The organism is Sphingomonas hengshuiensis, assembly GCF_000935025.1.
Classification (GTDB): domain Bacteria; phylum Pseudomonadota; class Alphaproteobacteria; order Sphingomonadales; family Sphingomonadaceae; genus Sphingomonas; species Sphingomonas hengshuiensis.
Genome location: NZ_CP010836.1, coordinates 2079561 through 2092142 on the forward strand (window position 1 = coordinate 2079561; position 12582 = coordinate 2092142).

11 protein-coding genes are annotated in these 12582 nt (G+C 67.3%); 7 read left to right on the forward strand and 4 right to left on the reverse strand.

From position 1 onward, the window contains the following. The first annotated feature begins 44 nt into the window (after positions 1 to 44). The 4 genes from TS85_RS09130 (at position 45) to TS85_RS25325 (ending at position 4466) form a co-directional block, all read left to right on the forward strand. Positions 45 to 1418, forward strand: coding sequence for a peptidylprolyl isomerase (locus tag TS85_RS09130; RefSeq protein ID WP_044331755.1), 1374 nt, complete (start codon positions 45 to 47; stop codon positions 1416 to 1418). Between the two features lie 4 nt (positions 1419 to 1422). Further along, on the forward strand, positions 1423 to 2445 hold the full coding sequence (gene pdxA, locus TS85_RS09135; protein ID WP_227698734.1) for a 4-hydroxythreonine-4-phosphate dehydrogenase PdxA: 1023 nt from the start codon (positions 1423 to 1425) through the stop codon (positions 2443 to 2445). Further along, complete coding sequence (gene rsmA / locus TS85_RS09140; protein ID WP_044331757.1) at positions 2442 to 3257, forward strand: 16S rRNA (adenine(1518)-N(6)/adenine(1519)-N(6))-dimethyltransferase RsmA; 816 nt, start codon at positions 2442 to 2444, stop codon at positions 3255 to 3257. Before pdxA ends, rsmA begins: the two co-directional genes overlap by 4 nt. Positions 3258 to 3536: 279 nt before the next feature. Then, positions 3537 to 4466: a hypothetical protein gene (locus tag TS85_RS25325; protein ID WP_155006352.1), complete on the forward strand. Its 930-nt coding sequence runs from the start codon at positions 3537 to 3539 to the stop codon at positions 4464 to 4466. A gap of 51 nt (positions 4467 to 4517) precedes the next feature. On the opposite strand, the gene TS85_RS09150 is transcribed toward TS85_RS25325, so the two are convergent. The 4 genes from TS85_RS09150 to TS85_RS09165 form a co-directional block, all read right to left on the reverse strand. Continuing rightward, entirely contained in the window at positions 4518 to 5072 is a 555-nt protein-coding gene (locus tag TS85_RS09150; protein WP_044331760.1) for a tetratricopeptide repeat protein, read from the reverse strand. Continuing rightward, positions 5069 to 6253 (reverse strand): RsmB/NOP family class I SAM-dependent RNA methyltransferase, encoded by a 1185-nt coding sequence (locus TS85_RS09155; RefSeq protein WP_044331762.1) that lies wholly within the window; start codon positions 6251 to 6253, stop codon positions 5069 to 5071. Before TS85_RS09155 ends, TS85_RS09150 begins: the two co-directional genes overlap by 4 nt. A gap of 234 nt (positions 6254 to 6487) precedes the next feature. Beyond that, positions 6488 to 7945 (reverse strand): IMP dehydrogenase, encoded by a 1458-nt coding sequence (guaB, locus tag TS85_RS09160; protein WP_044331764.1) that lies wholly within the window; start codon positions 7943 to 7945, stop codon positions 6488 to 6490. A gap of 490 nt (positions 7946 to 8435) precedes the next feature. Next, positions 8436 to 9242: an HpcH/HpaI aldolase/citrate lyase family protein gene (locus TS85_RS09165; protein ID WP_044331766.1), complete on the reverse strand. Its 807-nt coding sequence runs from the start codon at positions 9240 to 9242 to the stop codon at positions 8436 to 8438. Positions 9243 to 9299: 57 nt separating this feature from the next. Here TS85_RS09165 and TS85_RS09170 point away from each other — a divergent pair, with 57 nt between their 5' ends. Genes TS85_RS09170 through TS85_RS09180 form a run of 3 tightly spaced genes read left to right on the forward strand, consistent with a single transcriptional unit; the run spans position 9300 to position 12575 of the window. Next, entirely contained in the window at positions 9300 to 10331 is a 1032-nt protein-coding gene (locus TS85_RS09170) for an SPFH domain-containing protein (RefSeq protein ID WP_077228535.1), read from the forward strand. Beyond that, a complete protein-coding gene (locus TS85_RS09175; RefSeq protein WP_044331767.1) occupies positions 10292 to 10741 on the forward strand; it encodes an NfeD family protein in 450 nt (149 codons plus the stop codon). The genes TS85_RS09170 and TS85_RS09175 overlap by 40 nt, the downstream gene beginning before the upstream one ends. A gap of 16 nt (positions 10742 to 10757) precedes the next feature. Further along, positions 10758 to 12575, forward strand: a complete 1818-nt coding sequence (locus TS85_RS09180) for a DUF885 domain-containing protein (protein ID WP_044336095.1) — start codon at positions 10758 to 10760, stop codon at positions 12573 to 12575. The last annotated feature ends 7 nt before the right edge of the window (positions 12576 to 12582 follow it).

Consider the following 12582-nt stretch of genomic DNA (forward strand, 5'->3'; position numbering starts at 1 on the left):
GGTTCAGGCACAATTGGCCAGTAAGCGGCTCGGTCTCCGGATGGATGAGGGTACGGGCTCACGTGAACATTGGTGTTGCAAAGGCGGCCCGCTTCGGCCGCAAAGCCGTTCTGGCACTTGGAATCGCGGCAATCGCGTCGATCGGCACTGCGCAGACGGTACAGGATCAGCAGCAGACCCCCAATGGCGGGCTCGACCTTCCGGCGAACCTCCAGATTTTCGGCAAGGCCGATCCGAACATCCGCAAGCCCACCGCGATCGTCAACAACATGGTGCTGACCGGCACCGATGTCGACCAGCGCGTGGCGTTGATCGTCGGGCTCAACAAGCTCAACGTGAAGCCCGAGGAGCGTGACCAGCTGCGGCTGACCGTGCTGCGCCAGCTCATCGACGAGACGCTCCAGATCCAGGAGGCCAAGGCCAACGAGATCACGGTCGATCCCAAGGAGATCGATTCGAGCTTCACCCGCGTCGCGAAGAATTTCAACTTCACCCCCGACCAGTTCCGCGCGGAATTGAAGAAGCTGGGCTCGTCCGAACGCTCGGTGCGGCGCCAGATCGAAGGCGATCTCGCCTGGAACCGCCTGCTCCGCCGCCGCGTGAACATCAATGTCAGCGAGCTCGAAGTGAAGGCGATGCTCGATCGCATGCTCGCGCAGAAGGGCAGCGAAGAGTTCCACGTCTACGAAATCTACATGAACGCCACCCCCGATCGCGAACAGGAAGTCGCGACGGGGATGCAGAAGCTGATCCAGCAGATGCGCGACGGCGCGCCGTTCGACTATCTGGCGCGGACCTATTCCGAAGCGACGACGCGCTCGGTCGGCGGCGATCTGGGCTGGGTGCGGCCCGGGATGCTGCCCGACGCGCTGGCCGCCGCCGCGCAGGAGATGCAGGCGGGCCAGGTCGCGGGGCCGATCAAGCTGCCCACCGGCTTTTCGATCCTGTATCTTGCCGAAAAGCGCAAGGTGCTGATGCCCGACGCGCGCGACGCCAAGCTGAGCCTTCGCCAGCTCACCGTGACCTTCCCCAAGGGGACGACCGAGGCGCAGGCGAGCATCCGTGCCGGCAAGTTCGCCGAGGCGACCAAGGCGATCAGGGGCTGTGGCGACGTCGGCAAGGTTGCAGCCGCCGAGGGCGCCGAAGTCGTCGACCGCGACGGCGTGGTGATCCGCGACCTGCCGCCCGCGCTCCAGCAGCTGATGATGCCGCTACAGGTCGGCCAGTCGACCCAGCCCTTCGGATCGGTCGAGGACGGCGTGCGCGTGCTCGTGATCTGCGGCCGCGACGATCCGAAGGACGTCAACCTGCCGTCGGTCGAGGCGATTCAGTCGCAGATCGAGGACGAGCGCGTCAATCTGCGCGCCCAGCGCATGCTGCGCGACCTGCGCCGCGACGCGCTGGTCGAATATCGCTGAGGCCGTGCGCGAGCGGGGCAGAATTCGACCGCTCGCGATCGCGATGGGCGATTCCGCCGGGATCGGCCCGGAGATAACCGCCAAGGCGTGGAAGGCGCGCGACCTCCATTCGCTCGCCTGTTTCTTCGCGGTCGGCGATCCGCGCGCGGTGCGGCAGGTATGGGACGGGCCGGTGGTGCCGATCCGATCCCCCGACGAAGCCGAAGCGGCGTTCGACGAAGGACTTCCCGTACTCTCGGTCGGCGCCGGCGGTGCGGTGACGCCCGGCACCCCCGATGTCGAGGGTGCCCGCGCGGCGCTCGAATCGCTCGAACTGGCGACCGGGCTGACGCGGTCGGGCGCGGCGAGCGGGCTGGTGACCGGGCCGGTGTCCAAGGCGCAGCTCTATGCGATCGGCTTCACCCATCCCGGCCAGACCGAATTCGTCGCCGAACGCTGCGGCGTATCGGGCGACAATGCCGTGATGATGCTCGCCGGGCCGACGCTGCGCGTGGTGCCGATCACGATCCACGTCCCGCTGGCCGAGGTGCCGGGCCTCCTCTCGCAGGAACTGATCCTCGCCAAGGCGCGCGTCACGGCGCGCGGGCTGCTGCGCAATTTCGGGATCGAGCGACCGCGGCTGGCCTTTGCCGGGCTCAACCCGCATGCCGGCGAAGGCGGCGCGCTGGGCCGCGAGGAGATCGAGATACTGGCGCCCGCCATCGCCCAGCTTCGCGCCGAGGGGATCGACGCGGTGGGGCCGTTCGCCGCCGACACGATGTTCCACGCCCGCGCCCGCGCCGGCTATGACGTGGCGCTGTGCCCCTATCACGATCAGGCGCTGGTGCCGATCAAGACACTCCATTTCGACGACGGCGTGAACACCACTTTGGGCTTGCCGATCGTCCGCACCTCGCCCGACCATGGCACCGCGTTCGGCATTGCCGGGCGTGACGAGGCCAATCCGGGGGCGATGATCGCCGCGATCCGCATGGCCGCGCAACAGGCCGCGCGCCGCGCCGACAACGCTGCCGCAGGAGCCGCGTGACCGAGCTTCCCCCGCTGCGCGATGTGATCCGCCGCTATGGTCTCAGCGCGAGCAAGGCGCTGGGGCAGAATTTCCTGTTCGACCACCAGTTGCTCGCCCGCATTGCCAAGGTGCCGGGATCGCTGGACGGCGCCGAAGTGTTCGAAGTCGGCCCCGGCCCCGGCGGGCTGACCCGCGCGCTGCTGGAGGCGGGCGCCAGCGTCGTCGCCGTCGAGCGCGACCGGCGCTGCATCCCCGCGCTGGAGGAACTGGGCGGCTTTTTCCCCGGCAAGCTGCGCGTGATCGAAGGCGACGCGCTGGAAGTCGACGCGCCGAGCCTGTTCACGGGCAAGCCGCATGTCGTCGCCAATTTGCCCTACAATGTCGGCACCGCGCTGCTCGTCGGATGGCTGTCCGCCGGATGGGCGCCCTGGTGGGCCAGCCTGACGCTGATGTTCCAGAAGGAAGTCGCCGAACGCATCGTCGCCGAGGCCGGAAGCGACGCCTATGGCCGGCTGGCGGTGCTCGCCCAGTGGCGCTCGACTCCGCGGATCGCGATGACCGTCCACCGCTCCGCCTTCACCCCGCCGCCCAAGGTGATGTCGGCAGTGGTCCATATCGCCCCCGCCGACGCGCCCGAGGGCGTGCGCCTGCCGGTGCTGGAGGGGCTGACCGGCGCCGCATTCGGCCAGCGCCGGAAAATGCTGCGCCAGAGCCTGAAGGGCGTGTCCGGCGCGCTGGCGGCGATGGAGACGCTGGGGATGGACACCAGCCGCAGGGCGGAGACGGTGTCGGTGGCGGAGTTTGTCGCGCTGGCGCGGGTGTTGGGTTAGAGGGTGGGGTTGTGGGAGGCGCCTGCTAAACCGCCCCATTTTGGCCGTTCCTTAACACCTTGACGTTCCAAAGCTGGTCGCCCGCACTGTGCCTTCTCCGACGGCATCACCAATTATGGTCTTTTGGTGAGATTTTGGCCGCGTCGAAGGCGGACATTGATCGGCACGATGCGATGTTGCTAATTTTCTCCCTCCGTCAAACCTATAATTCTGCGCAAGACCGCATTTATTTTTCTTGTAGAATATTGTAGCGGTACGGATGACTAGGAGGGCCGCAAGATGCGCGCTGCACTTACTTTTTGGCGCATAGCCACCTTAGGGGTGTCTTTCCTCGTACTTTCAGCCTTAGTCTATATGTTTGTCGGAGATTTTGGTGGCAAGAAAGCAGATGCCCGGCTTGAGGCACTAAAAGCGGTGCTTCAATTCGGTCTGGTCACCTCGGGTGGCGGCCTTTTGCTAGCATACTTAAACAAGCGCCGAGACAACGAGCTAAGACTGGCGGCGGAACGCCAGCGGCAGGTCGAGCAGGATACGGCAAACCGGCTCGCCGACCAGCAGCGTGATAATGCGCGGCGCGCTGATCTTCGGGAACTGATAATCGAATTGGGCGACGCACACCGGCGACTAAAAATTGTGAAGCGGCAGATGCGTGCGCAGCTTTTACGCACAGATTCAACAAGCGAGCGCGACTTGGCCCCTCCATTCAATGTCAGAGTTGACGCATTCGAACGGGCTATGGAGGCCCTGCTAAACGCCCAAATCGCTGCGGAGGAGGTGCGGGACCGGATCAGCGTGCGAGACGATCTTATCAAGCCTGAGCAGATACATCGGGTTCGGCGAGCTCTCAGGTACGGCGCAAGATATTTTCACGATGTATATCAGGATTATGAGCGCTGCTTGGTTATACGACGCGACGACACATACTCAATCGGCCCCTCATGCGGCAACTTGATCAACTTTCTCACCGCGAAAGGAACGCCGACAGATTTGGAAGATACTGTCGCGCTTGAACTCGAGCAGCAGTTCTTTGTTTTGAAGAACGACGATCGGGATTTGGTGCAGCGACACAATGCACTTGCAAGAATCGAGGAACTAAGAGGCAAGGATCCAGAGCGACGACGCTATAGAGTGGTGGCGACTGAATGCTTTGCCCTCGCCGCGGACGAGTTGAGATCTGCGACGAGGCAAGCTCTCGTAGCTAACTCTTAGCGTGCGTTAGCTAGCCATGCTCCTGCCTTTCCAGGAGAGCATTTAGCGCACTCAGTTCGGCTTCTGCGTCGCCGGCGCGCCTGCTGTCGGCGCGGGCTCGGCCTGTGCCGCCGTTACCGGTGGCCCCTTCGCGATGCTCGCGGCCAGCGCCGTCGCTTCCGCGCACCCCGTCTTGCACAGCGTCTGGAGGCGGGTGAGGTTTTCCTTGGCCTTCACGATCGCGCCCTTGGCGACCATCGCCTCGCCCTGCCCGCGCAGCGCGGACAGGTCGTTGGGGTCGAGCGCCAGCGCCTCATGGTAGAGCCGGATCGCCTTGCCCGGCAGGCCGCGGCCGCGCGAAATCTCTGCGAGCACGACGAACGCCGCGCGGTTGCGTGGATCGACTGCGAGCGCTGACTCCAGCGCATCCTCGGCGCCGTCAATATTGCCCGCCGCCTGCGCGGCGCGGCCCTGTGCCAACAGCGCGAGCGACTTGGGGTCGATCTGGTCGTCGGGGCGCTGCGCCATCAGCGAGGTAGACATTGAAAGCGCCAGCAGCGCGATGGCCGCCGAAACCGCAGTGAAGCGCATCATCTTCTCCGAAACCGAGGCCGACCGGGCTATCATGGCCGGACCATCTTCGCGACAAAAAAGCCGTCGGTCGAGTCCTGCCGCGGGGTCAGCCGCACGCCGACGCCGCGCGGGCTGCCAGCACCAGGGGGCACCGCCGCGACGGTCCAGCCGGGGTGGCGATCGAGGAACGCCTGCGCCTGCCCCGCCCCTTCCTCGTCGAGCAGCGAGCAAACGATATGGACGAGCGTGCCGCCGGGCCGCACCAGCTCCGCCGCCACGTCGAGCAAAGCCGCCTGCACGCCCGCGACGCGCGCCAGCCGATCGGGGCTCAGCCGCCAGCGCGCCTCCGGGTTGCGGCGCCAGGTGCCGGTGCCCGAACAGGGGGCATCGACCAGCACCAGATCGGCGCGGCCCGCGTGCGGCGCCAGCATCTCCGCCTCGCGCCCCGGATTGAGCAGCAGCGTCTCGGCGATCGTCACCCCGGCGCGCTCGGCGCGGGGCATCAGCCGCTGGAGCCGGCCCCGATCGATGTCGCACGCCAGGATGCTCCCCCGGTTCGCCATCGCCGCCGCGAGCGCCAGCGTCTTGCCGCCGCCGCCTGCGCACAGGTCCACGACCTGCATCCCCGGCGCGACGCCGGCGGCGAGCGCGACCCATTGGCTGCCCGCGTCCTGCACTTCGATCCGCCCTTCGGAAAAGGCGGGAAGGCGTTCGGCGGGGGTGTCGGCGGCGAGGCGGAGGCCGTCGGGGAGGAAGGCGATCGGCTCGGCGCCGGGCAGGTCGGCGGCGAGCGCGTCGCGATCGGCCTTCAGCCGGTTGACGCGGATGTCGAGCGGGGCGCGGTCGAGCAACGCGGCCTGTTCTGCGGCGTCGAGGCCCGAGCGGGCGAAGGCCTTGGCCAGCCAGCCGGGGAGCGGCCCGGCGGTGGCCACGGGCTCGGCGGAGTCGATCGCGGCGGGGCCATAGGGCGAACCGTCGAACGCCGCCGCCAGATCGGGCCGGGCGCGAACCAGCGCGAGCATCGCGGCGCGGCCCGTGGCGGGGCGCTCGCCGCACAGCCGGATCGCATCATAGACCAGTTCGCGGATCGCGCGGCGGTCCTTCGATCCGGCATAGCGGCGTTCGGCAAAGCCGCGCGCGATCAGCGTGTCCGCCGCTGCGCCCTGATCGCGGGCGGCGGCGATGATGCGATCGAGCAGTTCGATCGCGGTCTGCATCCGGGCGCCGGGGGTCATGCGGCGGTCCTTGCGGCGCGGGGGGCGATCGCGGAGGGGTGCGCGCGCGTTCCTTTTGCGCCGTCATGCTGAACTTGTTTCAGCATCCAACGTGCCACCGGCGAGGGCTTCGCGTGTTGCACGTTGGACCCTGAAACAAGTTCAGGGTGACGGTTTGGGTGAGGCGTAGAGCGCATCGCTACAACTACCGCCCGCCAGCCCCTACGTGGCTGCATCCCAAGCGCGAAAACCGGTTCATCGTGTGGGATAATTGGGTGCCTCGCGGGTGATCGTCACGTCGTGGACATGGCTTTCTTGCAGCCCCGCATTGGTGATGCGGACGAAGCGCGCCTTTTTCTGGAATTCGGGGATGGTGCCCGCGCCGACATAGCCCATTGCGGCCTTCACGCCGCCGACCATCTGGTGGATGACGTCGCGTGCAGGCCCCTTGAACGGCACCTGCCCCTCGATCCCCTCGGGGACGAGCTTCAACTGGTCCTTGATGTCCTGCTGGAAATAGCGGTCCGCCGATCCCTTGGCCATCGCGCCGACCGATCCCATGCCGCGATACGACTTGTACGCGCGGCCCTGATACAGGAACGTCTCGCCCGGCGCTTCCTCGGTGCCCGCGAGCAGCGATCCGACCATCACTGCCGATGCGCCCGCCGCAATCGCCTTGGCGATGTCGCCCGAGGTGCGGATGCCGCCATCGGCGATCACCGGCACGCCCGCCTTCGCCGCTTCGCTCGCGGCATCGAGCACCGCAGTAAGCTGGGGCACGCCGACGCCCGCGACGACGCGGGTGGTGCAGATCGATCCGGGGCCGATGCCGACCTTCACGCCATCCGACCCCGCGCCGATCAGCGCCTTGGCCGCCTCGGCAGTGGCGATGTTGCCCGCGAGGACCTGGACCTGGTTGGAGAGCCGCTTCACCCGCTCGACCGCGCGGCTGACTTCCTTGTTATGGCCGTGCGCGGTGTCGATCACGATCAGGTCGACTCCAGCGGCGACCAGCGCCTCGGTCCGGGCAAAGCCCTTGTCGCCCACGGTCGACGCGGCGGCGACGCACAGGCGCCCGGCGGCGTCCTTGGTCGCGTTGGGCGAGGTCACGGCCTTTTCGATGTCCTTGACGGTGATCAGCCCGACGCAGCGATACTCGGCATCGACCACGAGCAGCTTCTCGATCCGCCGCTGGTGGAGCAGCCGCCGCGCATCCTCCTTGCCGACATCGACCGAGACCGTCGCGAGGTTTTCATGCGTCATCAGCTCGGACACCGGCTGGTTCGGGTTCTCGGCGAAGCGCACGTCGCGGTTGGTGAGGATGCCGACCAGCTTGCCGCCCGCCGCGATGATCGGAATGCCGCTGATCCGGTGCTGCGCCATCAGCGCCTGCGCCTCGGCCAGCGTGCCGTCGGGGCTCATCGTGATCGGGTTGACGACCATGCCGCTTTCGAAGCGCTTGACCTGTCGGATCGCCTCGACCTGCTGATCGATCTCCAGATTGCGGTGGATCACCCCGATCCCGCCGAGCTGGGCCATGACGATCGCCATATGCGCCTCGGTCACGGTATCCATCGCCGAGGAGAGCATCGGGATGTTGAGCGCGAGGCCGCGCGTCACCTGGGTCCGGGTATCGGCCATGCTCGGCACGATTTCCGACTCGCCCGGATAAAGAAGGACGTCGTCGAAGGTGAGGCCGAGGGGAATTTCCATGGGAGCGCCAGCATGTCCTGAGTCGGAGGTTGGCGGCCCATGTAACCGCAGGGGGCGGAATGCGCTAGGGGGGCGTAGTCGTCCGGGCACGCGCGTCCCAGCAGCGGCCTTTGCCGATATGGCGTTCGAGTTTCGTTTTTCACACAAAGCCACGAAGCCACGAAGAGAAGCTATTTTGCAGCAACTGCTCGACCAATTGCCCACAGGCTGCTCTTTTCGTGCCTTTGTGGCTTTGTGTGCCGAGCATTCTTCTGGGGCGTGCGCCGGCTCATAGAAGAAGGTAGAGGTTCGCGCAGAGGCGCAGAGAAGGTTTTCTGCACGCGAAGGCGCGAAGGCGCGAAGCGCGATAAGGGCGGCTTCGCCGCCAAATTATAACGATGGCCGGTGGGTCTAAATCTTAGCGCCTTCGCGCCTTCGCGTGAAATCCCCTCCTTCTTCTCTGCTCTGCGCCTCTGCGCGAACCCCTACCCTCTTCTGTCCAAAGCCTCGCTCACAGCCGAGCCAGCAGCGCCCGTGCCTGGTCGACATGCATCGTCTCGATCATGCGATCCCGATAGCGTTCCGCACCACCGGTAGCCGCCGCGATCAGCGCTTCGGCGTCGGCGATTTCCTGCGGCGTGGGGCCGAACGCCGCCGCCGCCACGGCGATCTGGTTCGGGTGGATCAGCGTCTTGCCGTCGAAGCCCAGCGCGCGGCCCTCGCGGCATTCGGCGGCGAGGCCTTGCGCGTCGTCGAGCGCATTGAACACCCCGTCGAGCGCCCAGACCTCGGCGGCGCGCGCGGCCAGCACGATCGTCTGGAGCGCCAGCGCCATCGCCCCGCGCCCGCTCGACGGCGGCAGGCGCAGCGTTGCCGCGAGATCGTTGGTGCCGGTGAGCAGCCCGCCCACTCCCGGCGCGGCGGCGATGGCGGCGGCGGCGAGCACGCCCAGCGGCGTCTCGATCATCGCCAGCAACGGTCGCCCGCACGCCTCGGCCACCGCCGCCGCCTCGACCGCGCTCTCGACCTTGGGCAGCACTACGAAATCGGCGACCGAACCCGCGACGGCGTCGAGGTCCGCGCCATGCTCCGCCGATCCGATGCCGTTGATCCGGATCGCGGCAAGGCGCGGGCCGAACCCTTCGGCCACGGCAGCCACGGCGGCGGCGCGCGCCTCCGCCTTGGCATCGTCGCGCACCGAATCCTCCAGGTCGAGGATCACCATGTCGGCATCGAGCCCGCGCGCCTTGGCAATCGCGCGGGGATTGGACGCGGGCAGGAAAAGCGCAGTGCGCGGCGCAAGGCGGGCTGTGGTCATGGCGCTTCTCTATGCTAGCAAGGACGGCAATTCGAGAGGGAGTCGAGCGCCGTGGACATGCTGAACATCTTTCTGGCCATATTGGTCGCGGTGGTGCTGCTCTACCTCTTCTCCAGTGTGAAGATCGTCACCCAGGGCTATCAATACACGATCGAATATTTCGGGCGCTTCACCGCGGTCGCCGCGCCGGGGCTCAATTTCTACCCCGCCTTCTTCTACCGTGTCGGCCGCAAGGTGAACATGATGGAGCAGGTGATCGACATTCCGGGTCAGGAAATCATCACCAAGGACAATGCAATGATCTCCACCGACGGGGTGGTGTTCTTCCAGGTGCTCGACGCGGCCAAGGCGGCGTATGAAGTGTCGGACCTCTATCTCGCGCTACTCCAGCTCACCACGACCAATTTGCGCACCGTGATGGGGTCGATGGACCTCGACGAGACGCTGTCGAAGCGCGACGAGATCAATGCGCGGCTGCTCAACGTCGTCGATCACGCGACCACGCCCTGGGGCGTCAAGATCACCCGCGTCGAGATCAAGGATATCCGCCCGCCCGCCGACATCGTCAACGCGATGGGCCGCCAGATGAAGGCCGAGCGTGAGAAGCGCGCCAACATCCTCGAGGCAGAGGGCACCCGCGCCTCCGAAATCCTGCGCGCCGAGGGGCAGAAACAGTCGAAGATCCTCGAGGCGGAGGGCCGCCGCGAGGCCGCGTTCCGTGACGCCGAGGCGCGCGAGCGTTCGGCGGAGGCCGAGGCGACCGCGACGCGGATGGTGTCCGACGCGATCCAGGGCGGGAATACCCAGGCGATCAATTACTTCATCGCGCAGAAATATGTCGAGGCGATCGGCAAGTTCGCGACTTCGCCCAATGCGAAGACGATCCTGTTCCCGGTCGAGGCGACGCAGTTGATGGGCACGCTGGGCGGGATCGGCGAGCTGGCGCGCGACGCGATCGGCGGCGGCTGGCCCGGGGCTCCAAGCCCCCCGCCCCGCCGGCGCCGTCGCGCCCGCGCCCCAGCCCCTTCGGCCCGCAGGACGATTGAACCATGCAGAGCATCCTCGCCATGCCGGGGCTCGCCTGGCTGATCCTCGCCGCCGGGCTGGCGCTGACCGAGCTGATGGTGCCGGGGGTGTTCCTCGTGTTCATCGCGGCGGGCGCGGCGGTGACCGGGGTGGTGACGCTGATCATCCCCGGCTTCGCGCTGGCGTTTCAGGTCGCGGTGTTCATCCTCGCATCGTCGGCGGCGGTCGCGCTGGGGCGGCGCTGGTATGCACAGAACCCGGTGGCGAGCAGCGACCCGTTGCTCAACGATCGCGTCGCGCGGCTGATCGGCGAAGTCGTGACCGTAGTCGTCCCGATCGAAGCGGGCAGCGGTCGGGTGCGCGTCGGCGACGGCGAATGGCCGGCATCGGGGCCGGATACCCCGGCGGGCGCACATGTCCGCATCGTCGGCGCGCATGGCACGTCGCTGACGGTCGAGCCGATGCCGCATTGAGAATTTGGGAATGACGATGGAAACGACACGCCGCCAGCTGTTGCTGGGTACCGCTGCCACGCTCGCCGCGGGGGCGCTGCCATCGCGCGCCTGGGCCGCGACGGCATCCGATGCCGCTGCCGAGGCGCTGCTGACGCGCACTGCGGAGGGGCTGCTGGCGATCTATCCCGAGGGCGCGACGACGCTGGGGATCGACAAGGATGCGCGGGCGCGGCTCAAGCACCGGCTGGCGGATCGCTCGGTCGAGGGCCAGCGCAAGGTCGCGGCGATGCTGCGCAGGACGCTGGCCGAGATTGCCGCGCTCGACCTGAACGGCCTCAGCCCGGCGATGCGGACGCATATCGATGTGGTGCAGGCGTCGTTCGCCAATGCGCTGGACGGCTTCGGCTTCGGCTATGGCGACGTCGCGGTCGGCGGGTGGCGCAATTCGCCCTATGTCGTGGCGCAGAATGTCGGCGCATTCCTCGACGTGCCGCGGATGCTCGACAGCGATCACCGGATCGCGGGGCCGGAGGATGGCGAGGCGTATCTCGACCGGCTCGAATCCTATGGCGACCAGCTGAACGGCGAGACCGAGCGGCTCAAGATCGCGGGCGCCAAGGGCGTGATCGCGCCCGATTTCCTGCTCGACAAGGCGCTGAAGCAGATGCGGCTCGCGCGCAGCGGCAACACTGCGGGATGGGACCTCGTCACCTCGGTCGCGAACCGCACTGCGGGCATGGACGGCGATTTCGGCGAGCGCGCCTGGATGCTGTGCAACGACCGGATCGCCCCCGCGCTGGACCGCCAGATCGCCGAGCTCGAGCGCCACCGCAGGCGCGCGACGTCGGACGCGGGCGTGTGGAAATTCCCCGATGGCGACGCCTATTATGCCTGGGCGCTGCGCGCGGGCACGACGACGACGATGACCCCCGACGAGGTCCACGCCATGGGGCTGGACCAGCTCGCGCAGCTTCAGGCCGAGATGGACGTGATCCTGAAGGCGCAGGGCTATAGCCAGGGCAGCGTCGGCGCGCGGATGACGGCGCTGGGCAAGGACCCGCGCTTCGCCTTTCCCGAAACCGATGCGGGCCGGGCGGAGATCGTCGCGATCCTCCAGAACCGCATCGACGACATCCGCGCGCGGATGCCGCAGGCGTTCAACACGCTGGTAAAGGGCAATGTCGAGGTCAAGCGCCTGCCGCTGGCCGAGGAGCCGGGCGCGCCGGGTGCCTATGGCGGGCCGGGGACGATCGACGGCAGCGTGCCCGGGCGGCTATGGATCAACCTGCGCAGCACGGGCATCTGGACACGCTACAGCCTGCCCGACCTCGCCTATCACGAATCGATCCCCGGCCATGCGTGGCAGGGCGAATATACCTTCACGATGCCGCTGATCCGCTCGCTGCTCCAGTTCAACGCCTATTCCGAAGGCTGGGCGCTCTACGCCGAGCAGATCGCCGACGAGCTGGGCGTCTATGCGGCCAACCCGGTCGAGCGGCTGGGCTATCTCCAGTCGCTGGCGTTTCGTGCGTGCCGGCTGGTGGTGGATACCGGCCTCCACGCCAAGCGCTGGACGCGCGCGCAGGCGATCCAGTGGTTCGTCGAGGCGAACGGATCGAGCGAGGACGAAGTCCAGGGCGAAGTCGACCGCTATTGCTCGTGGCCGGGCCAGGCGTGCGGCTACAAGGTCGGGCATAGCGAGATTGTCCGGCTGCGCACGCGGGCGAAGGCGGCGCTGGGCGAGCGCTATGATTTCAAGGCGTTCAACGATGCGGTGGTGCTGGGCGGCAATGTGCCGATGACGGTGCTCGGGCACATCGTCGACCGGCATGTCGCGGGGCGCAGGGCGTAGCGGGGCG